Source organism: Microcoleus sp. Aus8_D2, assembly GCF_036702665.1.
Taxonomy (GTDB): Bacteria; Cyanobacteriota; Cyanobacteriia; order Cyanobacteriales; family Microcoleaceae; genus Microcoleus.
Genome location: NZ_JAUBUN010000027.1, coordinates 84,880 through 109,038, shown reverse-complemented (window position 1 = coordinate 109,038; position 24,159 = coordinate 84,880). Strand labels below are relative to the sequence as shown.

Here is a 24,159-nt window from a genome sequence, read left to right as displayed (position 1 = left end):
GGGAATCGGGAATCGGGAATCGGGAATCGGGAATCGGGAATCGGGAATCGGGAATCGGGAATCGGGAATCGGGAATCACCCGCATAGCGCGCAAGTCCCCTAAAATTTAAAATCTAAAATCTAAAATCTAAAATCGGATGAGTGATTTTGTGTCAGCAGATGCCGCGTCTAATTCGGGGAGTTCACCCAGTACCAATAACGAACAGCAAACCGCTGCTGTTTCAACAATGGCGGGCGATCGCCCAAATCCAGATCCGGGAACGCCCGCCGCTGGGGAAGCGCCTTTGAGGCTCGTAGAAACGGCATTTTTGGCAAGTACCGCTAGCTTGATTTGGCTGATCAATTATTACTTTCCGCTGGGGCCTTTGCTGCGCGTTTTTTTCCCGGTGCCCATTGCCCTAGTTTACCTGCGCTGGGGCAACAGAGCTGCTTGGATGTCAGCTTTGGTTTCTGGTTTGCTGCTGTCGGTACTCATGGGCCCGACGCGGAGCATTTTATACGTGATTCCTTTTGGAGTTATGGGAGTTGCGCTGGGAGGACTTTGGCGGCGCAAAGCAAGTTGGTCTGTCTCTATTAGTGTGGGCGCGGTAATTGGTGCTGTCGGCTTCTTTTTTAAGTTTTGGCTGCTGTCGGCTTTGGTGGGTCAAGATCTCTGGGTTTATGTAACAGCCCAGGTAACAGAGATTGTGGAATGGGTGTTTGTGAAGCTGGGCTGGCTGAGCGTGCCAAGTTTGAGTACAATTGGGGCGATCGCCGCTGGGATGATTTTGGTTAACAATATTGTCTATTTATTTGTAGTGCATTTAGTAGCTTTGTTGCTGCTCGATCGTTTGGGAAATCCGATTCCGCGGCCACCGCGCTGGGTGCAAGTTTTAATAGATTATGAAGAGTAATTATTGGGCATGGGGCATCGGGCATGGGGCATGGGGCATGGGGCATCGGGCATCGAGAATTGGGCATGGGGCATGGGGCATCGGGCATTGCTAATTGCTAATTGCTACTAAATAACTAATGACTAATAACTAATGACTAATAGACCTCTCCTGAAAAGCAAGTCTTGAACAGGCAGGATGCCTGTTCCACAATAATTATTGCAGATATCTAATGACTAATGACTAATGACTAATGACTAATGACTACTGACTAATGACTACTGACTAATGACTAATGACTAATGACTAATGACTACTGACTAATGACTAATGACTAATGACTAATGACTAATGACTAATGACTACTGACTACTGACTAATGACTAATTTATGATTGGTATTTATACAGAAATTGAACAGGGCCAGCGGTGGCTCGATCGCCATCGGGGACAAAAACCGATATTTGCGTGCGTGTTAGGATTCACGGCTACTGGCTTAATTCCAGGGATTTCAGCAGCAGGAGCAACCCCGCGCGATCGACAATTTACTTGTTTGGCCGATGCAGAATTTTTGTATAACGGCCCCCAAGCGTCGCCGCAGTATCCCTTGCCGCCCTTAGAAGCCGGAGCCTCGCCGGTACTGATATCTCGCGCTGTAGTCGAAGCTTTGGAAATTCCCCTTTACCTGTTTAATGCAGGTTTACCGCTGCCGCCTCCGGTACCTGCAATTGATTTGGGCGGTACTGCGGCAAAGTGTCTTACTTCTGGGAATGCTTTAGAACTCGAAACAGTCAAACATTTGCTGGAACAAGGGTTAATTTGGGGAGCTAAATTGGCCGCCCAAACTAATGGCAGTTATTTAATTTTAGGGGAGTGCGTAGTTGGTGGCACGACTACTGCTTTGGGCGTGTTAATGGGTTTGGGAATTGCAGCAGCGGGCAAGGTTAATAGTTCTCACCCTACCTGCAATCATACTCAAAAATTGGCTGCGGTGACAGCGGGACTCAATAATGCTGAGTGGGAAATTGGCGGACAAAACAGCACTCCCCTGGAATTGGTGGCGGCGGTGGGCGATCCGATGCAAATAGCGGTGGCGGGAATGGCGATCGCCGCGAGTCGGACTTGCGGGGTGCTTCTGGCTGGCGGCACGCAAATGCTGGCAGTATACGCTTTGATGCAAGCGATCGCCCGCGAATATGCTCTGTTATGGCGTCCCGAACAAGTCGCGGTGGGGACTACGCGCTGGGTGGCCGAAGACCCTACAGGGGACACCGTAGGACTCGCGTCAGATATCGGCACTGTGCCTCTGTTGGCTGCACAGCTAAGTTTTGCGGGTTCTCGTTACCCGCAACTGCAAGCTTACGATCGCGGGTATGTTAAGGAGGGTGTCGGTGCGGGTGCGTGTGCGATCGCCAGCGGCTTGACAGCAAATTGGACTCCAACTCAACTCCTGCAAGCTGTTGAAGCCTTAGCCTCGCGGTGCGAAAGTGAACATTAAAACCGGGTTTTTCGTTTTCTGTGCGTCCCGGAATGTGAGGAATTAAATTTGAAAAATTCAGATGTGCGATCGAGCTGCGAACCTGGTTGTGCTGCTCAACTAGCTTCGTTTGGGCTGAATAATTATATCATTTTCTGTAGCATTTCTGCTGGCAAATTTACACAATCTTCAACACAATATCTCGCTTTGATGCAGTATTCCTACTGCTAATTGCGCGAGACCAAAAAACTCTCTGGAATGACTGTATAAGTAGACGAGCCGAAATCAACGCAACTTGTATTTTTTTTCTTGATTAATGCCCGATCGCCGGGAGCAATATTTAATTAGAGCCGCCTACCTGTTGAGAGTGCATTCTTTTGGCGAGCAACTGTTCTTCTAAGGCCGCAATTCGATTATAAGCCGCTGTTAGCTGAGCTGTGAGGCGCTGGATTTGAAGTTCTGCGCTCAGCTCTTTTTCCAGGCTTTGAGAATTCTTGTCGAAGTAGCTGTCATCTAACAGTATGTCCTTGTGTTCTAGCAGCCCGTCGAGACGGCTGTAGCTTTGATAGGGCGAGGTTTTGTGATTCTCTACCGTTCCAGAACGGTCGTTTATGTGCTGCTGGGCCAGCTTCGTCTCCTTAGCGGACTCCAATAACTTTTCATTGAGGTTTTCTATGAGTTTGTACAGGGCATCGACTTGTTGGGTCAATACTGTAACTTGCTGGCGGAGCGCTTCCATACAATCATCCTCGGGATAGTAACTTATATCTTTACATATAAGAGAAATCTTTACATAACTGGGATTTATCACTAAATTATTTAATTTTTGAGGTAATTGTTGTGTTCCCAATCCTGACGGTAGATTTAGGGACTCTTGTCGATTTTCGCATGGGAGATTTTCCATTTTTCGATTTGAGATATGTCTGGACGCAGAAACCTGGTTCTTTAAGCCTCATACTTCCCGATCAGCTTGAATAAGAGTTAAAAAACCTAGTTTCTGAGAGTAGGAGCGCCCAGCGTCCTGTTATATTGACTTTGCAGTCGATTTTCCATTTTTCGATTTGAGATTTTACAGAGTTTTGGACGCAGAAACCGGGTTTTTGAGTTATTAAGCTGTCGCGGATTTAAAAGGATTTTTTCACTTCGGTTGTGGAAAAAGCGTCATCTAATGGCAGAGTGCAGCCCGATCGCTATGGCGTTATATTAAAAAATGTAACACAGATACAGGCGATCGCCCGCAAAGACAGGCGAAACAGGCTAAAAGGAACTTTTCGCAGAAAAATCAGGCGTTAAGTTGACCCGTTGTCGGCATCCGCAAGCTCGATCGACAACGCAGAAGGTAGAATGACAGCAAAACAGACTCCGATCGCACCAGAACCGAGTACAATGGCTTTGTGTTTGAAAAAGAAATAAGACAATTCGGCGCCAACTACCGGACTCGACAAACAATTATTTGCCGGGCCGCAGAACACAAAACATCGGTCAATAATTAGAAAAGCGGATTCACAGGTGAAACGAAGGTCTTTGCTATTGGGGGCGGCCACCCTAACTTTAAGTCAATTGGCGGCAGGGTGCGACTCGAAACCCACTCTCAAAATTCGATCGCTCAAAAACGGTATTCCGGCGCAACTGGTAAGCAAATTTAGCCGCGATGTACAACCGTCTCCGCTTTTGCAGGTAACGCAAGAAGCCCAATTAAAAGAATTATTTGCCATTTTGCAGGAGTGGAAACGGACACCGTTCGCCAAAAATCAAGCTGACTTGGTGATGTTGGGAGATTATTGGCTGACTTTGGCAATTCGGCAAAAATTGATTCAGCCGATCGATCCTGCTAAATTTACTAATTGGTCGAAATTGCCCGAAAGATGGCAAAAACTCGTCAGACGCAACGCTGACGGTCAATTAGACCCTAAAGGTAAAGTTTGGGCTGCACCTTACCGCTGGGGAAGTACGGTAATTGCCTATCGAATTGACAAATTTAAGGCTTTGGGGTGGACTCCGACAGATTGGAGTGACTTGTGGAAGGCCGAATTGCGCGATCGAATTTCGCTACCGGATAGTGCGAGAGAAGTTATCGGTTTAACATTAAAAAAACTCGGAAAATCTTACAATACCCAGCAATTAGATAAAGTTCCCAACCTCAAAAAAGAACTCGCCAACCTGCACGCGCAAGCTAAGCTTTACAGTTCCGATTCTTACTTGCAACCGTTAATTTTAGGCGATACTTGGTTGGCCGTAGGTTCCTCGGGCGACGTACTGCCGCTGTTGCAAACTCAAAGCGATATAGCTGTAGTAATTCCTGCTTCGGGAACTGCACTTTGGACGGATTTGTGGGTACAGCCAGCATCAGGAAAGCCAGTTTCGTTAGGGGAAAAATGGATTAATTTTTGCTTGCAGCCTCAGATTGCGCCTCAATTATCTTTGCTGGCTAAGGCTAGTTCGCCGATAATTGTCGGGATGAAACCGGAGGATTTGCCGGCCGATGTGCGCAGTAATTCTGTGTTGTTACCGGATGCTAAGATTCTTGCTGCTAGCGACTTTCTGCTGCCTTTCGGGGAGGCGGGGATTGCCCAATATCGATCGCTCTGGCAAGAAATTCGGCAAGTAGTGCACAGTTAAAATGTAGGGTGCGTCAGTCACCAACCCACAAGCGCCGATAAAATCATCAAAACTGACGCACCTTTGTTGTAGCTGTAGGGTGCGTCAGTCACCAACCCACAAGCGCCGATAAAATCATCAAAACTGACGCACCTTTCACCGTAGGGTGCGTCAGTCACCAACCCACAAACGCCGATAAAATCATCAAAACTGACGCACTCCTGACAAAGAAACCGGGTTTTTACCGTTACTGCGGACTACAGCGAAGGATTTTCGTAAAAAACCCGGTTTCTGGCCCCCGCGGTAATTCCTAAATCATCAAAACTGACGCACCTTAGTTGTAGCTGTCAGGTGCGTCAGCTCTTAAATTCTCAACACTTCAAAAAATCACTCTAACTGACGCACCCTACTACTGGGAAGTATTGGTCTTTTGATTTTAAGAACAATCGTAATTATAAATCACCTGAGAAAAATCTAATTTTTCCAAATCCTCAGCGCGAATCAAAAAATTGCCTACTCCACCATCACCCCAACAAAATTCATCATCACTAATCATGTGTAAAAGTACAACTTTATGGTCTTGGTATTGCGGACTGTACTCACGAGGGTCAGTTTGCGTAAAGTAGCCGTATCCCCCTATTTTATGGTGAATCTCGTATAAATTAGCATAATACCAATCAAATAATTTGTAATTATCTGCATTCATTACCTCAAATAATTGTTTAAGTTTTTGTTCGTCAAAAATATTATTCAATTGATAGTCTTCTGGGCAAACCCACTCATTGTCAAGACTAAACTGTAAAGCCAAACATTCTTGAGTATTATTCACATCTTGGTGCTTTAAAGGTGAATAATAATGTTCAAAAATATGCTCACTCAAAGGATTATCTGTTGGACAACTCTTTTCGTCAACAAATTGCAATGCACTAAATTTTTGATTGTTTAAAGTTGAAGAGTTCTCATTGATATCTAACAAAAAAGCAAAATCTGCTTGACAATTATTTATGTCAAGTTCTAAAAAATACAATACTTTGAATTTTTTTTGATTGTCCAACTTCTCTAGATCCATCCCATAACTATCAGGATTGTTACTAATATAAAACTGCAAAATTCCTTGTTTGGGAAAAGGCGCTAAATATGGCACTTGGGAAAAGATTTCCTCAAAATTGAGTTGTGCCAAAAGGTGCATATATTTTCCCTCACTATCTTTGGGAAACTCGTAACCTTGCGGCAAGTAAGGCACTCCGCCAAATTTGCTTGACCAGAAATCAGTAGCCTTTCGTTCGTAAGTGATTTTAATAACAGGCTGTTCTGAACTTTCAATTTCTTGGCGAAAAGGTTCTAATTCAGCAGGAAGCTCAAGGGTTGTTTTCATTATTTTTTTAGGGAATAAGAAGCCACATTTTATTAGCTTAAATGTAAGGTGCGTCAGCTCTTGATTTATCGATGATCCTGAAAATAACTCGCGGCCGGGGCACCCTACTAAAATCCTTTGATTTTGCCTCGGAGACCGGGATTTGACAGAGATTCTAAGTCTATTTTACAGCTTTGCCGATCGCCCTTACACGCATAAACCGCCAAAGCCGTCCCCTGACGGTTGCAAACTTGCAGGTTGTAACCGTACTCGCTGGAAGCAGTACCGAAGCGGTTGACAAACTGATAGCGCTCCATATAATCCAGCAAACTCCACAGTTGGCGGTTGACGATGACGATAACCCATGTGTTGCTGCGATCGACAAACCAGCGATCGAGCAATTTGCCGCCAAACTGTTTTTGAGCTAGCCACAGACTCGGCGTGCTCTTTTCGGTTTGCGAAAGCGGTGGCGATGGAAAATTGGCAGGGTCTCCACTCGGGCAGACTGGCTGTTGGGAGAAGGCCACAGATTGTCCCCAGAGCAAGGTTGTGATGCAGGTAGAACTGGCAATTAGGAACAAAAATAAACTTTTTGTCAAAATGCTAGGTCTGCGCCGGAAAACTTGATTTTTGTGGCTAAATTTGTGGTGATTCATCATATTATTTTAGATTGGCGATCGGGACTTACACAAAACCTCTATATTGCAATACGCTTCTCAGAAGAAGAGTGGGCGGTTTACTCGTTACTAGGCTGGAGCCTAGTAACGCAGATCCGGAGGCTCTGCCTCCATGTTTCCAAGCGAGGCAGAGCCTCTAGATTTAGGTTCCCAGGCGCTTTGCCTGGGAACCTGTTAAAATCGGTTCGATCGTTCGGACTTTAGTCCTCTGGGATTTTTTGCGGACTGAAATCCTCACTACGAACCTGTAAAATCGGTTTGTAGTGAGGACTTTAGTCCTCTGAAATTTTTTGCGGACTGAAGTCCGAACGATCGAACTTGGGATTTTTTGCGGACTGAAGTCCGAACGATCGAACCTGTAAAATCGGTTTGATCGTTCGGACTTTAGTCCTTGGGATTTTTTGCGGACTGAAGTCCGAACGATCGAACCTATAAAATTATTGAAATTCCGATCGCTTAAACAACGAAGCAGGCAGAAAAGCCGTAAAAGTAGAACCACAATCTAACTGGCTGGTAACTTCAATATCGCCGCCCATCATCTGACAAAAACGCTGGCTGATAGTCAATCCCAAACCAGTGCCGCCGTACTTGCGAGTTGTTGAATTGTCTGCTTGAGTGAAAGGTTGGAACAGTCGCTCTTGCTGCTCTTTTGTCATGCCGATGCCTGTGTCCGTCACTCTAAAAACTAAATATTCCGAATCCAAAATCAACATTTGCACAACTCGCGGTTGATATTTATTTTTTAATTCTTCGCTGGTAATTCTTTCGACAGTAAGTACGATCGCCCCATTCGCCGAAAACTTAGCAGCATTGCTCAGCAAATTCAGCACGATCTGCCGTACTTTCATCAAATCGCCGTGCATGGCACCGATATTCTTGGCACTCAATACTTGCAAGGTATTGGTGTTTTTATCCATTAGCGGTTTGATAGTTGTCGCCACCTCCTCGATTAAGCCGCCAACATCGAAGCTTTCGAGATAAATCTCCATCTTGTCAGCTTCAATTTTGGAAATGTCCAGAATGTCGTCAATCAGTTGCAGCAAGTGTTTCCCAGCAGTGCGAATTTTCCCTAAATCCGAGACTACCTCTAAGTTGCCCAACTCTTCGGCATCTTCCACCAACATATCGCTGTAGCCGATAATTGCGTTTAGGGGAGTGCGCAACTCGTGGCTCATGTTTGCCAGAAAAGCACTCTTGGCGCGGTTGGCGAGTTCTGCCGCTTCTGTGGCCAACTGCCACGCTTCCTCGGCGTTTTTGCGCTCGGTGATATCCCTGAGCGTGGCCACCACCGCTTCCACGCTGCCGTCTGTCGCACACACCGGGCTGAGAATGTATTCGTAGTCGCGGGTTCCCCAGCTTGCGGTAGGGATGATTACTTCGCCTTTCTTGGGCTCGGCTGTGGCAAATACGGCGCTGCACTCGTCCTCAACCCGCTGTACAATTTTTGGCGACCAGTCTAATTCCCGCCAGGTTTTGCTAATCATTTCTCTGGGGTTCATGCCGCAGGCTTGAGCGGCGGTGCGGCTGACGTAAGTGTATTTTCCGAATCGATCGACTAGAAAAATTAGGTCGAGGGAAGCGCCCAGAATGCCGTCAAGTGTTCTGGCGTGTCGGGCTACCTGAGCCGTCATTTGTCTGACGGTGATGGCGCCGCGAGCTCTAGCCGCCAGTTCAAACTGCAAGAGTTCGTTGGCTTGTTTGAGAAATAGGGTGCGGTGTTCGACTTCTATTTCTAGTTCTGCTTTAGCTTTTTCTAGGGTGATCTCGGCAAGTTTGCGATCGCTCACATCTGTAGAAATTGTACCGACTGCATAAGCTGTACCTTCACAGTTGCAGAGGGGAAATTTCAGAGAAATATAAGTGTGCGGGCCGTCGTCTTGAGGGATGACTTCTTCGATGCTTAGAGGCGAGCAGGTTTCGATAACTTTCAGGTCGTTTTCTCGCAAGGCTGCTGCTTTGTCTTCGGGAAAAATATCGCCGTCGGTTTTACCAGTTATTTGTTCTTTTGCCCTATGGAACAAATTGTCAAAATGGCTGTTTGTGAGCAGGTATTTTCCCTCAACATCTTTGATGTGAATCATGGCTGTGGAGTTGTCTAAAATCGCTTGTAGCAGTGCTTCACTCTGGCGGAGGGCTGTTTGAGCATTTTGGCGTTCGAGTATTTCTTGCTGCAATTGCAAGTGGAAGCGATTTAAGTCTTGCCAAGCTTCCTGGACTTGATTTAAGGCGATCGAGCTTTTTGCTGGTTCTGTATTTGTCGGCTGTGGGTGGTTTGAGCCTGAGTTGGCAGCCAATTCTAGGGTTGGGACAGTTAGCGAGATTTCGGGATTTGTGATTGGCGCGCGATCGCCCGCACAATTTCCATACTCAAAATCCATCGCTAATTGACTGTCTAAATTCCGTTGTTTCGGGAATAAACCGGGGAGTTCGCCCAAATTCAAATTTTCCGATAAATTGTCATTCGTGCGATCCTCTTCGTTGGCAACGCTTACGCACTTCCCGGATTGCTGCTGCGCGAAGGCGGTGGAATTAGATGCCCAATTCCCGTCTGCTGTTGATAAATCTGAGTTAGGGAGTTTGGCATTCCGGCGGGTGGCTGCAACTGCCAAAGCGAGGTGGGCGGCGGCAACCGCAGCCGCAGACAGTCCCAGCAGCCAATTGTTTACCCACCAGGTTTGGGAGGTTTTGGGGATACCATTCACTAAAATTGCTGCGGGTTTCCCGGCTAAATTGGGCAGGGATTGGGCAGCTACTGCATGAGTTTGACTGCCTATTTGTACCTGTGCGACGACTGGTTTGCCGTCGGCGGCGAGTGCAGATTTCAGCAGCGATTTGTCTGCCAGCAAGTCGGGCAACTGTTGGTTTTTTGTCAATGTTTGCGAACTTGCCAATACAAATTTGCCCTCACCTTGCGGTGCGTAGATAGCGCGATATCCGCCGCCTTGTAAATTGACGGTTTCGCTGCTAGCAACTGCCGGCGTTTGGCTGAAAATTTTTCCTAACACTAACACTGCGATCGCTGTCTGAGTTTTTGGATCTTTTACGGGAATTGCTGTGTAGCGGACGAGGAAGCTGCCGTCGCCCGGGAATGGCTCTAAAGATCCCAATTGTTTGGAAAATTCTGATTTAGCAATAATTTTGCTGGCGGTTATTGGCTGTTGGGCAGCGAATACTCGATGGACTATTTTTTTTATGTTAAAACTTTTTTCCGTGTGGTTGGGGTTGACACTAACCACAATCTGCCCGTTTTTTCCAACTAAGGCAGCACTGTCTATTTCCCCTGTTTTGACTTGATTTTCCAGAATTTCATTGACAGATTTTCGCAACTTTGATATATTATTACCGCTGTTGTAATCTGAGGCTATTTTGGCGATCGTTTTGCTGTCAGAAGAGTTTTGCAAACGATCGGCAGCGCGATCGAGTTGGATATTGTAGTTACTTTCGCTCAGGCTCAGTTCAGATTTAGCTTGATTTTGCAGTTCGCTGCTTCCCACTGCCGGTGTTAGCCAAAGTGCTGCTCCCGCAAGTCCCACTGGCAAGATTGTTTGTAAAGCCAGCAGTCCAATTAGCTGTTTTCTGGTAAGAGATAAGTTGTAGGTACACGGCCTGAAAGCTGCTTTCAATCTTCTTTCGGAAGTCGCAACTTTATTTGGCTGCGGACAATTTGGCTGGCTGTCGTTTAACTGAGTTTGAGCCATAGTAGTAGATGCTGAATCGGTGGTAGATGACTGGCGATAAATTAATCTGGAATTATCAAGTTGAGATTTGAGATTTTAGATTGAGTTGTGTTAATCACTCATCACAAATTATTTGCTCTCACCGGGGCCAACAAAGCAAGAAAATGAGTGGGGTATTTTCAGAGAAATCGAGTTTCTGGCTGTGCAACCAGATTTGTTATTTAGTTGTTTTCACCTATGCTACTGGCTGCTATTTAAAGTTTGTTGAGAGCAGACAGGGGAGCATCTCACGAGAGAGCTTTCACACGCGAGTTCGAGAATCTTGCTCCCAGCCAGAAATATATAGGCAAGCGAGAATCTCGTGAGGACTCCTAAAAAACGCTTTTTACTCTCTCGTGAGATGCTTCAGCAGACAGTCCCGAAGCTAGGTAGTTTTTCGATCGACTACCGAGTAAATTCACTTAGAAAAAGTTTAACGTAATTATTGGAGCGCGTAGATAGGCACGGGTAGCCCTTTTGGCTGCTTCAGCTTGGTTTCAATCCCACAGCCGCCTCCCCGCTTTGCCGCCCAGTCGCTGGTGAGTATCTTTGAGCAAAGTTGGGATGTCCAACTCTTCGGGACACCTCGGTAAACATTCGCCGCAATCGGTGCAGCGGTTGCCTTTGCTGCCTGGAAACCAATGTCCGGCATTTTCAAACATCGCATAGCGGTATTTGCCAAAGTCAGTCATGTCGCACCCGACGGCAAGATTGCGCAGCCGCAATACTTCCGGAATGTTGATATTTTCCGGGCAAGGCAAACAAGCATAGCACTGGCTGCATTTGTCGGTTTTCAAACGATCGGCAATCACCGATTCTAGCCTCACAAACGCAGCGATTTCGGCGTTGGTGAGGGGAAAGTCGCGATCGGCATATTTCAGAGGTTGCTCTAATTCTGTCGCATTTGCAGCCCCCACACTCAAAGTCCCAATTCTAGTATCGCTCAGTAAAAACCGATAGTTCAACTCTAAAGGCGAGAAAGGCGAGCACAATTGTGCCAGAGTTTCCGGGGGCGTGTAGAGTTGCCCTCCTTTGTCTGCCGGGGAAATGATAAAAACGCCCATATCTTTGTCTTTGGCGAGTTCAATTGCCGGGGCGTTGCGCTGAAAAAAATAGTAATAATGCAGATTGACAAATTCAAATAAATCTGTATTTATAGCAGCCAAAATCAGATCCACAGGCCCGTGAGTGGAAAAACCGACGTGCCGAATTCTGCCATCAGCCAAGGCTTTGCGTACAGATTCCATGCAGCCTGTGGGCGATCGCACCCAAGCCAAATGTTCCCAAGTATTCAAACCGTGAATTGCCAGACAATCGATATAGTCTAAATTCAGGCGTTTGAGAGATGAGTCAATGCAGCGTTCCATTGCAGCAGCATCGTCCGTTGGGGAGATTTTCGTGGTGACGTGGAAGCGCGATCGAGCGACAGACAAACCAGCTTCGAGGGCCGCACCGAGATATTCCTCGCTGCAACCGTAACCCGCAGCCGTTTCCAGGTGATTGATTCCCTGAGACAGGGCCTGTTGTACAGTCTGACAGGCAATTTCCTCAGAAGCCAAATAGCGCATGGTTCCCAAGGAAAATACGGACAGGTACAACTCCGTTTTGCCAAACCGTCGATAGCGCATAAATGTTAGGAAGTTTCGCCCTGGCCCAAGCCACTTCTCTTGATCAAATCCTCTGGACGGAGGTTTGAGATAAATTCCCGAAAGGCCCGGCGTTCGGCCTCATCAGCATCTCGATCGACCGGTATGGAAGCATCGGCGACGACTTCTTCCATCACCCAGATGGGGCTATTCGTGCGCAGGGCTAGGGCGATCGCGTCGCTGGGACGGGCATCGATCTCTTTTTTCACTTCACCCTGACGGACAATCAGCACGGCATAGAACGTGTTATCTTGCAGCGAGTGAATCACTATCCGCTCCAAGGTTAGGCTCCAGGCCTCTAGGAAATTGACCATCAAATCGTGAGTTAAAGGTCGAGGAGGCTTGTGGCCTTCTAAAGCGCTAATAATAGCCTTTGCCTGCTCCTGACCGATATAAATAGGCAAAGCGCGGCGCTCAGTAGCGTCTCTCAATAGGACAATAGGGCTGCGCGTGGCTGCATCTAAGGCAATTCCAGCGACTTTCATTTCAATCATTCGATCGGCCTCATAGAATTAAGACACTGCAAGGCGTTGACACTCCCCAGCCTAAAGGCGTGGGGATTCTTGCTTCGCAGGGATTCCAATGAATTTACCCTCAGCAAGCATCTTGACCGTATACCCTACGGCTGCAAGTCCTCGTTGGAGAACTATTTGTGCGGCGGCAACATCTCTGTCAGTTGTATATCCGCAATTTGAGCAATTATGAGTGCGTTCTGATAGTTCTTTTTTACCTGTTTCTGTACCGCAATTCGGACAAATTTGACTGGTTTTCCTAGCGTCTACTTTCTGGAAATAAACCCCGCGCTTAAAGCAGGCTTGCTCCAAAATGTTGAGAAATTGACCAAAACTAGCATCTAAACAATGCTTGCCCAGCATTCCTCTCGACAATCCTATCAGATTTAAATCTTCGACAAACACCATTCCTGCATCATCGCATATCTGATGTGATAGCTTGCGATGCCAGTCTTTACGGCAGTTAGCCACGTACTCGTGCAGCAATGCTACTTTTTCATGAGCTTTTTTCCAATTATTTGAGCCTATACGCTTTCTACTGACACGTTTTTGCAGCAATTTAAGCTTGCGTTCTGCATCATGAAAAAACCTATGACGCTTGATTAAAAGCCCGTTAGAAGTTGCAATAAAATTACTTAATCCGACATCTATTCCGACTGGATTCCCGTGAGGAATAATATCCGGAATAGAGACATCCCATTGAACGGTTAGCATTACATACCAGCCCGATACACGCCTAACTACACGCGCCTGTTTGACAATTCCGCCATCTGGAATTGGGCGAGATAGACGGAACCTTACCCAACCAATTACAGGTAATTTAATACAGTTACTTACAACAGGCATCACTCCCATTTGGGGAAATACAAATGACCTCATTGCTCCCTTTTTTTTTAACCGAGGGAACCCATGATTTTGCTCCCACATACTAACAAATGCTTTCTCAAGTCGGCGCAATATTTGTTGTAATACTTGAGCATTAATTTGTTGCAGTGACGTGCTGGTTTTTCTGTATGCAGTTAGTCCCTTACACTGCGTCGCGTATGTTGGTCTAAGTTTGTCGGCCGGGATAATATACTCAGAGCGAATAGAGCAAGCGTTAATTTGACAGCTACGAGACTTGAACCAATCTTTGCGCTCTGACAATGCATAATTATACACGCGACGGCAAAGTTCAAGCCAATCTTCAAAAATTGCCACTTGCGCTGTTGTTGGTTTTAATTTGTACTCGAATGTTAAATTCAACACCTGCTTACCTCCTCGCTACATGATTGCAAAGGTTCTACAAAACGTCAAGGCTTTAGTAGGACTAATTAAAGTCGTCCTAAAAGGCGATGTGCTGAGCGGAGTCGAAGTAACAAGGCCCTAACCCCAAAATTTCCGGTAGAAAACTTGGACATAAAGATCGCCTAAATCCAGTATGACTCGATCTGCGCCTGAATCTGCAACCGATCGGGTATTGTCGATTTTCGATTTTCGATTTTCGATTGACAAAAGGGTTAGAGGGGACGGCAAAAGCTCCTGCGTCTGGTTTCTGACTGTGGTTTGATGTAAGTAAGCGATCGACTACGAAAAAATAACTATGTTTACAGGACTAATTCAATCTCTCGGAAAGCTGAAGTCGCTAGGCAACGATTACTTCCAAATTTCCTGCACCTCAAGCAACTCCTACCAGATTTTACAAGATTTAGCCATTGGCGACAGCGTAGCAGTAGATGGAGTTTGTTTGACGGTAGTAGAAGTTCTACCCCAAGGTTTTGTCGCCATCGCTTCCCCGGAAACCCTGCGCCGCACTACTTTGGGAGCATTTCCCGATGCTTGGGTAAACCTAGAAAGTTCCCTGCGCGCCGGTAGCAAATTGGGCGGACATTTTGTGACGGGGCACGTAGATGCGATCGGCACTTTAGCGACATCCACCCAAACCGCCAACGCTTGGGAGATGAGGTTTACAGCCCCACCAACAGCCAATGCAGCATGGCAGCGTCAAATCGCACCATACATCGTTTCCAAGGGCAGCATCGCCGTCAACGGCATCAGCCTCACCGTAGCAGATTGCGATGCTGACGGAAATTGGTTTGAAGTAGCCGTAATTCCCCACAGTTTTTCCGAGACAAACCTCAGCTATTTACAGCCGGGAAGTTTAGTTAATTTAGAAGCAGATATACTCGGCAAATATGTAGCCAAATTTCTCCGCAGCGGCTCAAAACAGCATCCCGAACCCTGGGAAGAAACCCCCGCCATCAACAGTTTAGGAACAATTACACCTGAATTCTTAGCAGAACACGGATTTGTGTAATCTTCGGGCGCACATCGCGCGCCTTCGGAAACAACAATATTTGTAGGGTATGTCGCCTGCGATCGATCCCTCGCATTCAATGGGAGTATCTCATGGCGACGCACCTTACACAATGCGCGCCTTCCTAAACAATAATATTTGTAGGGTGTGTCGCCTGGGATAAATCCCTGACATTCAAGCGACTTTTCGAGTAGCGACGCACCTGACACGAACAATATTTGTAGGGTGTGTCGCCTGGGATAAATCCCTGACATTCAAGCGACTTTTCGAGTAGCGACGCACCCGAGACGAACAATATTTGTAGGGTGTGTCGCCTGCGATAAATCCCTGGCATTCAAGCGACTTTCGAGTAGCGACGCACCCGAGACGATAGTTCGTACTTCTCTGGTGCGTCAGCCACGAATTATGCAATCAATCGTTGACTGCTCAAAGCTGACGCACCCTACAAACTGACGCACCCTACAAACTTTTCTAGTAGCGACGCACCTGACACGATAGTTCGTACTTCTCGGGTGCGTCAGCCACAAATTATGCAATCAATCGTTGACTGCTCAAAGCTGACACACCCTACAAACTAAAATCTCAAATATAAAATCAACATAACTATTAAAACTGACGCCCCCTATCAACAAACTCTTTCTCAACAAAAACATTTTTATCCCAAAACAACCCCGCCGCAATTCCCGCCTGAGAAACCAAAAACAAAGCAGCAATTAATAGCTTTTGAATACCCGATCCCTGGGAAAATGGATAAGTTAGCAAATTCAGATAAAATGACGGATGTTGCCGTTTCCCCTTAGCCCCACTTTTCGAGATAATTTCACCAAACAAAAAAGCACCTCTACCGTAATTGAATTGCTGCCGCCAAAATTTGCGCAGAGTTAGTGCGTGGGAATGATAGACTGTCACTTCGGGAGCATAAACCGCGCGGCCTCCCAAATTGAGCCAGCGAAAGCAAAATTCCCTATCTTCTCCAGCCGCCAGCGGAAAACTCGTGTCAAACCCGCCGATTTTCTCGAAAGCCTCAGCGGGAAGGGCAAAATTGTTAGAAGTGAAAAATTGTGCGCGATCGCCAATAGCATTGTAGTAACTGTAAAGATAATCGATTAGTTGCTGACTAGCAGTAGAATAGATGTTATCCGGCAGCGCGTTGACAGTTCGACCCCCTATTAAGCACTCTGGTGTTTCCACAAATCGCTTTTCCAGATTTTGCAGCCAATCTGCCGCCACAGTGCAGTCATCGTCTGTAAACACTAAAAATTTGCCTGCGGCTGCAAAAGCTCCAGTATTTCGCGCCGTTGCGGGGCCCGAGTTTGGTTGTGTCAGAAGTGTGAGATTTAACCCATTTTGAAAAGGGGAAATGGTACTCTCTACAGATATTTCAGTGCTGTCATTGACGACAATTACTTGAAACTTATCGCGCGGATATTCTAGTTCCACAAAAGACTGAAGACACTGCGCTAATTTTTCGGGGCGATTGTAAGTCGGAACTATAATTGAAAATAGAGTTTTAGCTTGGTTCATGATAACTTATATAGTTTAAATTTTTAAGCGATACAGCACCGACTCAGTATTCAAATCTTTGCCGAAAACTGGTTGCAGCGGGCCCTCGGCACTTGTCAGCCAAGATAAAGTTTTTCTGGTAGCTGCGTCTGTCTCAGTCAGGGGCCCGAATCCTACCATCCTAATTTTATTTTTGTGGAGGTTGTCAATCCATGCCGGAAGTCGATCGGCTCTAAACGGCACATATAAAACTTGTCTGTCCAAATTTCTCCCGTAAAACAGGTAGCTGCGGGAACTTAAAAAGAAGCCGATTCTTTCATCTGGTACTGTATTTTTATCAATATACTCGTAAATGCCGCGATACAGTTCGGCGCGAGCAACATCTCGCTTTTCCCTCGCCACCCAACTAGCACTTACCATCAATGCTATGCAGGCACAAATTATCATTATGTAACTCGACTTTTTCAGGCGGGCGAATATATTTTTCAAGCCGATAAAACTAGGATTGCGTTTAAACAGAATCACAGCCAGCAGCAGTAGTCCCATATAAATTAAGGGATATATTCCTAAATATCGCAAACTGGGAGCTAATATTTTCATCACCAGATTGATGGCTTCTGCGAAATTAGATTTAAACCTGTCAATCAACCAGCTTCCCCAAACGATACTCTTTCCGGTAAAAGAAGCATTTTTAATGAGGTCGAAAATTGTGTTGCTAACAATGCCGGAAATACTGCTAATTAAAACAACTGCCACAATCACTTGCTTGCGAGTTTTGAGCCGAGTTGCTGTCGCTGCGGCTGCAATGCCTAGCAAGCTTAAAAAGGGAAATCCGTATCTGAGATTAAAACCTAATAAAGGGCTGAGTTGACCGATCGAGTCTCCGGCAGTCCCGGAGGTGTAAGGTGTAATTAGATACAGAATTCCGGTGCTGGCGAGAACTACAGTTAAAATGATATTATTTTGATTGATTGTTCTGGTTTTACCTTGGAGCAAAGCCAGAGGTGCTGCTAATACCTGAAGTGCGATCGCCAGAAATGGCAGTTGCAATCTAATGAGGATTTGCAAGCCGAGTGTTTGCCAATGGGAAATATTGCTGGGATTAAATTGAGCTGCTAAAGTGCTTTGCCAAATCTTCAAAAGTGGCGAAGCTGGGGGCGCAGGTATGGTAGGTGTTGGCTGCTGTACGGGAGGTTTTGGCGATGGCGGCGGTAGCGTAGGTTTTGGCGACGCTACGGGAGGTTTTGGCGATGGCGTGATGGTCGGTTTTGGCGACGGTGGCCTAGGTTTTGGCGACGCTACGGGAGGTTTTGGCTGCGGTACGGGAGAGGGTAAGGGAACAGGATCTAAGGGAACTTTAATATCGCGGGAATCGCCGACAGGATAATTGATGTGCAGCAAGTTTCTCGCATACCAAAAACCTCCTAAAAGCAAGCAACAAAGTATGCCGCACAGCAAGACTGGTTTGATTTGGCGAATTCTAAAATTAGCTGGTGTATAATTTTTATTAAGGGCAAATCTTTTAATTTCTAATATTGCTAATCCTCCTACAAGCGAGGCTGCATAGACTATTCCGGTGATTTTTATTCCGGCTAGCATTCCTGCGGCTGCCAAGAATAGGGAGAGTTCAGATTGCGATCGGCTGCTGTGATAGGATAAACCTAGATACAAACCGACGGTAAATATGGCAGCTAGCGGTAAGTCTGGGTGAATGGTGTTAACTTGGTTGAGCATCATCGGTACTGTTAATACTAAAGATGCTGCTGCCATGCTGTTAAATCGGCTGGCTCCAAATTTTACGCTCAATAGATAGACGGCAATTCCCTCAAGTATCCAGGCAATTAACTGGGGAAAAGCTGTGAGAAAGTCTTCTCGGAAGGGGAACACGCACAAAGCAGACAAGATGTGCCAATTGTAGGGATATATTTTGGCTTGCTCTTGTTCAAAGATCCAATTTCCGGCGGCATCTAGTAATGTCAATGAATGGGTTTGATACCATCTGGCAATTACAGGCAGGTGAAACCACAATGAGTCATAATTGGTTGTGGGTTTGGTTGCTAGCGTTTCCCACAGCACAAATCCTGCAAATGCGGTGACACCAATGATTAGGAGTTCGGATTTGCCGAGAGGTTGCTTGAGTTGGGGAATCTGGGATTGTGAGAAGGTAAAAGTTCTGTGGTTTTTGGCATAAATCAGGATTGAGCCGATCGCACAAATCAGAATTTCTGCTATAATGACCGCAGAAAGATTTAGGCGATCGATACTTCCTAAAATCAAGCCGATACAAACTTGTGCAATGCTCCATCCCGTCACAAGTACGAGGAGAAAATGGGGAAATGAATAGTTACTGTTTTCCTTCTGATTCTCGAAGGCCAGAGACAAGTTTAGGGGAATCGGGCCCACTACAATCATCAGAAATAAAATTAATTCCCACAAATGCTGCGCTATTAGCATAAGCTACAATTTACCAATTCTTATGGGTTTTTCCTCGCTACCAGGCTCTTGCTGGTAACGAGAAATCAATCGGATCGGGACTTACTACGCAAAAAGTGGACGCGCTACTTAGAGCGCTCTCGGGAGAGGACTAAAGTCCTCACTACAAACAATCAAATAGGTTTGTAGTGAGGACTTTAGTCCTTATAAAACAATACGCTTGGGTTAAGGCTGATCCCCCCTAACCCCCCTTAAAAAGGGGGGAACAAGAACTCGAGCGAAGTCCCCCTACAACCAGGGGGATGCGAGGGGATCTCCGGGCAAGAAACAGTGTTAACTCAAGCGTATTGCCTTATAAAAAACCTATCTGCTAGCTTGCTTCTGAATTTTGGGTTTGGAGGCTTGCTTATCCTTCGGCGCAGAAGTGTCAGCTTTTAACAGTTCCGGGAATGGCGGCTGGAGGTTGTGAACTTCGATGTCCATTCCCAACGGCAGAGGTGGAAGCTGGGGCAGATCGTTTTCCAAATCCTTGAGTCCCCTAGCACTTTGTGTTTCCACGATTTTCGGCATTTGGGGTATTTTGGCGGTTTCCAAAGTGCCGATCATTTTTGCTACCGCAAATTCTAGCTGAGCACCGGGGTCGATCGCCACCCAACCCTGGTCTGTCATTTGCCGAACCTCGAAGTGGAGGTGAGGCCCTGTAGACATTCCCGTACTCCCGACGCGCCCGATCGTATCTCCCTGTTTCACCCACTCTCCGGGTTTGACAAACAGTTCCGAAAGGTGTCCGTAGAGAGTTTCTTGAGACTGTTTGTTGTGGTTGAGAACCACCGTCAAACCGTAGCCGCCCAACCAATCGGCGATCGCCACTTGACCGGCATAAGCTGCCAGTACGGGCGTTCCCATCGGGGCCCCCAAGTCAGTTCCGGTGTGAAACCTGCCGTAGCCCATAACCGGATGAGTCCGCCACCCAAAGGGCGAGGTAATTTCCGCAGCAATCGATAGCGGAAACAGCAGGCTGGTGTTGCCATTTCCGGGCAAGCCTGGGGGACGCGGCGTGAGATTGTAGTAAGCAAAACCTGTATTGCTGCCACTGCTGACACTAATCGCACCGACTTGCACCGGCCCGAGTCCCATACTGGGTTCGGGAGGGCCGCCGCCGTAGGATGCAGCGTTAACGGAGTATCCAGTGTCTGCTGAGTATCCAGTGTCTGCTGAGTATCCAGTGTCTGCTGAGTATCCAGTGTCTGCTGAGTATGCCGGGGGCGTGTAAGCAGATTCCGGCGGGCTTCCCTGCCCCCAAAGCTGGTTGCCTATTTGTTGAACGGCTTGACCTACTTGACTGACAGGATTCCCGCTATTATTTCCGGCGACAGTTCCCCGAACATTGCCCGGAATGCTCCTCGGAACATTCCCGGGAAGGCTTTCTGACAGATTTCGACGAGGAGGAGGGGGTGCAATATAGGAGTTGCCTGCGATCGGAGTTTCTGGGCTGTAGTTGGGCTCTTCTGCGATCGGAGTTTCCGGGCTGTAGTTGGGTTCTTCGGCGATCGGAGTTTCTGGACTGTAGCTGGGAGGGGCTGCTTCTGCTGTCACCGGCTCGGAAACAGCAGGAGGTGCGCACAAACCGCCCACTCCTTGTCCTGATGATAGGGAACCTTCGCAGCCGGTCGATCGCTCTGCAAACTCGATTGTTGTCGGCGCTTCGTAATCGCTGGTAGCGCCAACGCTGTAGTCTGTGTCGTCGGCGGCAGCGTGGGCTGGGTTAACTGGTGCTTCAAAAGGTGGCTCCTGGGCCGTCGCTTCTGGCAGGGGAATCAGCGCGGGTTCGGGCAGATAATATTCGGTCGGAGGTGCTTCGGTGACGTAATCTGGCGCTCTGGGCGGTTCTGCCAACACAGGCTCCGGCAGCGGAACTTCTGCCTGGGGTGCAGGATCTGGTTCGGGCTGCACTTCGCTGACTGCGGGCTCCGGGGGCGCCAGAGGTGCTTCAAATAGTGGCTGGAGGTCTGCTGCGCCGGGGACGGCTTGTTCTGCTGGCGGAGTTTCGGTTTGGGCCCAAACTATGCCTTTGCTCAGCAGTCCCAGACTGGCAAGGCAACCTAGTCCCACCAGCAGTGAGCGCTCGGACAAAAGACGCGATCGAGTCCGGGCGCCTGTAGGGTGATTTTTTTGCTGTTTGCTGTTCAAATGGGCTGTTATTTGCTTGTCTGGAACTGGTTTCACGATTTTTTTTTCCCAACTCAACAGGGGACGCAAGGAGATCGGTCGATTTGAGATTTTAGATTTTAGATTTACTCGCAGCTTTGAATCTGGGAGCAGGAACTAGCGTCTAAAGTTTTGGGCTGCTGGCGACAGGAGTCGGAAAGCAAGTATCTGTTTTTTGGCGGGGTCTGGATCGAATGTATGGCAATCCTGATCTTTATTACAGACTTAACTGATTTTACCGGGCTTGAGGCAATTTTTTTTTCGCGTCGAACCAGCTCGAATGCTGCTGCGTCGATTGGCGATCGATACCCTGGTTTTTCCGCTCCCGATCGCACGCAGCCCAGCAGTCTGTGACGGCCACAATGATGATAGCGCTTTGGCGTTCGTGTCTGTTAATTAAGCTGTACTGCATTTAAATTGTATATTTCAATGAACTATTCCCCAAACAGTCAAATCCTCCCCCCCATCTCCCCCTCCCCCCATCTCCCCCTCCCCCCATCTCTGGGGTCATGCAAAATTTCGGCCGCGTCCACCGCAGTTAACCGCCTCCTTCATCGCGATTTTTTGATTAAAGCCGATCGTCCACAGTCCTGGACGCATTTGGGACCAAAGAAACCGGGTTTTTACCTAATTTGCGGGCTGCGACGAAGGACGATCGTAAAAAACCAAGGTGATGACCACGCTTGCGTAAGTTCTAGTCCATTTAAACTTAGTTGACAAAATTTTTGATTGCTTAGAATAGAAGGCAAATGATTCGCTTGGGGATGGATGGGTTTGATGACTGTAGCTGGCGATCGCTTGACAAATTTTCCTGACTCTGAATGCGCCGGACAACCTGAGGGGAGCAGTTGGAAGTGGCAGAGTTCCGAAGGCTTGCCCTATCTGACTTGCAGCTTGCTCGAACGGTGGTCTCACGGCTTTTTTACTCGCGATTTCTCGCCGCGCGGCCCGATCGATCTGACGGAAGTTCTCGCACCTGGATCTCCGGTTTACCGTCTCCAACAGGTACATGGCAATGTGGTACTCAAAACCAGTCAGTTGCCCCCGGTGGTGGCTCCTGACCCAGAAACCGCAGCCCCAACCTATGCTGAGGCTGATGGTTTGGTAGCCGAACGGGATTTGGAGGCGCTGTGGGTTGGCTCGGCAGACTGCGTGCCGGTGCTGATTGCTGACAGCGGTACGGGACTCGTCGCGGCAGTTCACGCGGGTTGGCGCGGGACTGCTGCTAAGATATTACCAGAGGCGATCGCTCAACTTTTGGCCGTCGGCAGTCAACTAGAAAATCTGAAGATTGCTATGGGGCCGGCGATCGCTGGAGATGTTTACCAGGTATCTGTGGAAGTGGCAGCCCAATTGGGAGCCACGATTGCTCCTAAGAGTGACGTTAGTGCAACAGCCGACGGCATTCTGGAATTTTTACACCAACTACCCCAAACGCCTGTGTTGACAGATCCAGAACCGGGAAAAGTACGGTTGGATGTTCGCCTCTGCAATGCTCTGCAATTGCAGCAGTTGGGAATTAATTCTTCTCAAGTGGCGATCGCTCCTTTCTGTACTTATTCTGACTCTGCTCGCTTTTTTTCCTACCGCCGCGATCGACTAAAAAAAATCCAGTGGTCAGGAATTGTAAGCGCCTGCAAGACAAGTTCCTGCTGAGGGCATTCGGCACAAGGTAAAATTTTAGATGGTCTGCTCTAAAAATAACAATCTAAATAAAAATCATCTTTGGATTGATCAATTTTTATTTCGGAATGCCGAATGCCTTCTACCTTCTACCCTGGTAAGGTTTGCTCGTTCCTGTCTTAAAGCACTAAAAACTAGCAGCAAAACTTTTGGGAAAGCGGCCTGAAGCCCCGCCCCGCTTTCCTCTCTTGTTAAGATGGCACTATAACGAGAGTCTTCAGCGGGTTATTACCATGAGTGAGCCAACTCCCTATCAACTGCTTGAAGTCGATGAAGATGCTTCCTTTGATGAAGTGCAAGAGGCCCGCACCCGTCTAGCCGAGCAGTACAGCGGCGACAAGAAACGTTTGGAATCGATCGAAGTTGCTTATGACGCGATCCTCATGGATCGGCTGCGGCAGCGACAGGAAGGTAAAATTAAAGTGCCCGAACGCATCCGCTTTCCCGAGCGGCTGACTCCCGCACCCGCCAGCTTTGCTCCGTCTCCTCCGTCGGGGGGCCCAGCTTGGTTGCAGCGGCTGATCGATACTCCTAGTCGATCGGACATTTTGTGGCCGGCTGGAGTTTATGTCGGCTTAGGCGGACTGAGTATTTATCCGGCGGCTAATGATTCTTTACTACAGTTGACTCTGGCTCTTGGGGTCGGCTCTTGTCTTTATTTTGTTAATCGCAAGGAACAAAAATTTGGTCGGGCTGTGCTGCTGACTGTGGCTGGCTTAGTTATAGGCTTGGTGCTGGGAGGTCTTTTGGGCCCTTTGCTCAGTACGGCATTTATCACAACAGAGAAATTTATCGCTTTGTTTACGTTTTTAATTCTGTGGCTGGTCAGCAGTTTTCTGCGATAGTCATTGGTCAACAGTCATTAGTCAGAAGTCATTAGTCATTAGTCAACAACTATTGACACTCTCAGGTCTAAAGACACGCTCGATTCTTAAGATTTTGCAACCTTAATATCCTGATTTCTCAGGTTCCCAGACTCACCACGTTTGCTCCCTAAAGAGCGTGGTGATATCTTCTGGGCGTTTGAGTGTCTAGCACTCGGTTCCGCACAGTCCGCACGTACCATTTTCAATGCTCTGTCTCTGATAGTTTTTGCAGCGCCAATATCAGCGTGTTCGTAATAGCCACATTCAACACAGATGAATTTCTCTCCATCTCTGTTAGATTTATCAATGTGTCCACAAT

21 protein-coding genes are annotated in these 24,159 nt (G+C 47.4%); 7 read left to right on the top strand and 14 right to left on the bottom strand.

Annotated features, from left to right (window positions below; all coding sequences use genetic code 11):
* Positions 1-137: 137 nt before the first annotated feature.
* The 3 genes from QUB64_RS20835 (at position 138) to QUB64_RS20825 (ending at position 2,579) form a co-directional block, all read left to right on the top strand.
* Complete coding sequence (locus QUB64_RS20835; RefSeq protein ID WP_333274082.1) at positions 138-893, top strand: DUF2232 domain-containing protein; 756 nt, start codon at positions 138-140, stop codon at positions 891-893.
* 369 nt (positions 894-1,262) lie between these two features.
* Positions 1,263-2,369, top strand: coding sequence for a nicotinate mononucleotide-dependent phosphoribosyltransferase CobT (gene cobT, locus QUB64_RS20830; protein ID WP_333274085.1), 1,107 nt, complete (start codon positions 1,263-1,265; stop codon positions 2,367-2,369).
* Positions 2,370-2,417: 48 nt separating this feature from the next.
* Positions 2,418-2,579 carry a hypothetical protein gene (locus QUB64_RS20825; RefSeq protein ID WP_333274088.1) on the top strand — a complete coding sequence of 54 codons (162 nt, stop codon included), beginning with the start codon at positions 2,418-2,420 and terminating at the stop codon, positions 2,577-2,579.
* Between the two features lie 109 nt (positions 2,580-2,688).
* Here QUB64_RS20825 and QUB64_RS20820 read toward each other — a convergent pair whose 3' ends face one another.
* Together QUB64_RS20820 and QUB64_RS20815 are read right to left on the bottom strand one after the other, a co-directional pair.
* Complete coding sequence (locus QUB64_RS20820) at positions 2,689-3,252, bottom strand: hypothetical protein (RefSeq protein ID WP_333274091.1); 564 nt, start codon at positions 3,250-3,252, stop codon at positions 2,689-2,691.
* Positions 3,253-3,637: 385 nt separating this feature from the next.
* The gene (locus tag QUB64_RS20815) at positions 3,638-3,793 is read right to left on the bottom strand and encodes a hypothetical protein (protein ID WP_333274094.1); all 156 of its coding nucleotides are present in this window, start codon (positions 3,791-3,793) and stop codon (positions 3,638-3,640) included.
* Positions 3,794-3,857: 64 nt separating this feature from the next.
* On the opposite strand from QUB64_RS20815, the gene QUB64_RS20810 reads away from it, so the two are divergent.
* Positions 3,858-4,967, top strand: a complete 1,110-nt coding sequence (locus tag QUB64_RS20810; RefSeq protein ID WP_333274097.1) for an extracellular solute-binding protein — start codon at positions 3,858-3,860, stop codon at positions 4,965-4,967.
* 17 nt (positions 4,968-4,984) lie between these two features.
* On the opposite strand, the gene QUB64_RS20805 is transcribed toward QUB64_RS20810, so the two are convergent.
* From QUB64_RS20805 to QUB64_RS20775, 7 genes are all read right to left on the bottom strand, one after another.
* A complete protein-coding gene (locus QUB64_RS20805) occupies positions 4,985-5,125 on the bottom strand; it encodes a hypothetical protein (protein ID WP_333343358.1) in 141 nt (46 codons plus the stop codon).
* A gap of 257 nt (positions 5,126-5,382) precedes the next feature.
* Complete coding sequence (locus QUB64_RS20800; RefSeq protein ID WP_333274103.1) at positions 5,383-6,321, bottom strand: YwqG family protein; 939 nt, start codon at positions 6,319-6,321, stop codon at positions 5,383-5,385.
* Between the two features lie 107 nt (positions 6,322-6,428).
* Positions 6,429-6,959, bottom strand: a complete 531-nt coding sequence (locus QUB64_RS20795; RefSeq protein ID WP_333274105.1) for a hypothetical protein — start codon at positions 6,957-6,959, stop codon at positions 6,429-6,431.
* Positions 6,960-7,414: 455 nt separating this feature from the next.
* Complete coding sequence (locus QUB64_RS20790) at positions 7,415-10,675, bottom strand: PAS domain-containing sensor histidine kinase (RefSeq protein WP_333274108.1); 3,261 nt, start codon at positions 10,673-10,675, stop codon at positions 7,415-7,417.
* Between the two features lie 515 nt (positions 10,676-11,190).
* Positions 11,191-12,321 (bottom strand): aldo/keto reductase, encoded by a 1,131-nt coding sequence (locus QUB64_RS20785; protein WP_333274110.1) that lies wholly within the window; start codon positions 12,319-12,321, stop codon positions 11,191-11,193.
* Between the two features lie 5 nt (positions 12,322-12,326).
* Positions 12,327-12,833: a bifunctional nuclease family protein gene (locus tag QUB64_RS20780; protein WP_333274113.1), complete on the bottom strand. Its 507-nt coding sequence runs from the start codon at positions 12,831-12,833 to the stop codon at positions 12,327-12,329.
* Positions 12,834-12,884: 51 nt separating this feature from the next.
* The gene (locus QUB64_RS20775; protein ID WP_333274116.1) at positions 12,885-14,099 is read right to left on the bottom strand and encodes an RNA-guided endonuclease InsQ/TnpB family protein; all 1,215 of its coding nucleotides are present in this window, start codon (positions 14,097-14,099) and stop codon (positions 12,885-12,887) included.
* A 334-nt stretch (positions 14,100-14,433) separates the two neighbouring features.
* On the opposite strand from QUB64_RS20775, the gene ribE reads away from it, so the two are divergent.
* On the top strand, positions 14,434-15,147 hold the full coding sequence (gene ribE, locus QUB64_RS20770; protein WP_333274119.1) for a riboflavin synthase: 714 nt from the start codon (positions 14,434-14,436) through the stop codon (positions 15,145-15,147).
* 606 nt (positions 15,148-15,753) lie between these two features.
* Here ribE and QUB64_RS20765 read toward each other — a convergent pair.
* The 4 genes from QUB64_RS20765 to QUB64_RS20750 form a co-directional block, all read right to left on the bottom strand.
* A complete protein-coding gene (locus tag QUB64_RS20765) occupies positions 15,754-16,671 on the bottom strand; it encodes a glycosyltransferase (RefSeq protein WP_333274121.1) in 918 nt (305 codons plus the stop codon).
* 15 nt (positions 16,672-16,686) lie between these two features.
* A complete protein-coding gene (locus tag QUB64_RS20760; RefSeq protein WP_333274123.1) occupies positions 16,687-19,104 on the bottom strand; it encodes a hypothetical protein in 2,418 nt (805 codons plus the stop codon).
* 342 nt (positions 19,105-19,446) lie between these two features.
* Positions 19,447-21,309: a M23 family metallopeptidase gene (locus QUB64_RS20755; protein WP_333274126.1), complete on the bottom strand. Its 1,863-nt coding sequence runs from the start codon at positions 21,307-21,309 to the stop codon at positions 19,447-19,449.
* A 217-nt stretch (positions 21,310-21,526) separates the two neighbouring features.
* A complete protein-coding gene (locus tag QUB64_RS20750; protein ID WP_333274128.1) occupies positions 21,527-21,703 on the bottom strand; it encodes a hypothetical protein in 177 nt (58 codons plus the stop codon).
* A gap of 365 nt (positions 21,704-22,068) precedes the next feature.
* Between QUB64_RS20750 and pgeF the strand changes: the two genes are divergently transcribed.
* On the top strand, positions 22,069-22,947 hold the full coding sequence (pgeF, locus tag QUB64_RS20745; protein ID WP_333274298.1) for a peptidoglycan editing factor PgeF: 879 nt from the start codon (positions 22,069-22,071) through the stop codon (positions 22,945-22,947).
* Between the two features lie 260 nt (positions 22,948-23,207).
* Positions 23,208-23,819, top strand: a complete 612-nt coding sequence (locus QUB64_RS20740) for a CPP1-like family protein (RefSeq protein ID WP_332949650.1) — start codon at positions 23,208-23,210, stop codon at positions 23,817-23,819.
* An 86-nt stretch (positions 23,820-23,905) separates the two neighbouring features.
* Here QUB64_RS20740 and QUB64_RS33040 read toward each other — a convergent pair whose 3' ends face one another.
* Complete coding sequence (locus QUB64_RS33040) at positions 23,906-24,148, bottom strand: hypothetical protein (RefSeq protein ID WP_442921688.1); 243 nt, start codon at positions 24,146-24,148, stop codon at positions 23,906-23,908.
* Positions 24,149-24,159: the final 11 nt, after the last annotated feature.

What these genes read in the sequence shown, in the direction of transcription:
- pgeF (WP_333274298.1), top strand. Translation starts at nt 22,069, where the DNA reads ATGACTGTAGCTGGCGATCGCTTGACAAATTTTCCTGACTCTGAATGC.
- QUB64_RS20780 (WP_333274113.1), bottom strand. Translation starts at nt 12,833, where the DNA reads ATGATTGAAATGAAAGTCGCTGGAATTGCCTTAGATGCAGCCACGCGC.
- cobT (WP_333274085.1), top strand. Translation starts at nt 1,263, where the DNA reads ATGATTGGTATTTATACAGAAATTGAACAGGGCCAGCGGTGGCTCGAT.
- QUB64_RS20800 (WP_333274103.1), bottom strand. Translation starts at nt 6,321, where the DNA reads ATGAAAACAACCCTTGAGCTTCCTGCTGAATTAGAACCTTTTCGCCAA.
- ribE (WP_333274119.1), top strand. Translation starts at nt 14,434, where the DNA reads ATGTTTACAGGACTAATTCAATCTCTCGGAAAGCTGAAGTCGCTAGGC.
- QUB64_RS20750 (WP_333274128.1), bottom strand. Translation starts at nt 21,703, where the DNA reads ATGCAGTACAGCTTAATTAACAGACACGAACGCCAAAGCGCTATCATC.
- QUB64_RS20835 (WP_333274082.1), top strand. Translation starts at nt 138, where the DNA reads ATGAGTGATTTTGTGTCAGCAGATGCCGCGTCTAATTCGGGGAGTTCA.
- QUB64_RS20740 (WP_332949650.1), top strand. Translation starts at nt 23,208, where the DNA reads ATGAGTGAGCCAACTCCCTATCAACTGCTTGAAGTCGATGAAGATGCT.
- QUB64_RS20795 (WP_333274105.1), bottom strand. Translation starts at nt 6,959, where the DNA reads ATGATGAATCACCACAAATTTAGCCACAAAAATCAAGTTTTCCGGCGC.
- QUB64_RS20765 (WP_333274121.1), bottom strand. Translation starts at nt 16,671, where the DNA reads ATGAACCAAGCTAAAACTCTATTTTCAATTATAGTTCCGACTTACAAT.
- QUB64_RS20785 (WP_333274110.1), bottom strand. Translation starts at nt 12,321, where the DNA reads ATGCGCTATCGACGGTTTGGCAAAACGGAGTTGTACCTGTCCGTATTT.
- QUB64_RS20760 (WP_333274123.1), bottom strand. Translation starts at nt 19,104, where the DNA reads ATGCTAATAGCGCAGCATTTGTGGGAATTAATTTTATTTCTGATGATT.
- QUB64_RS20790 (WP_333274108.1), bottom strand. Translation starts at nt 10,675, where the DNA reads ATGGCTCAAACTCAGTTAAACGACAGCCAGCCAAATTGTCCGCAGCCA.
- QUB64_RS20820 (WP_333274091.1), bottom strand. Translation starts at nt 3,252, where the DNA reads ATGGAAAATCTCCCATGCGAAAATCGACAAGAGTCCCTAAATCTACCG.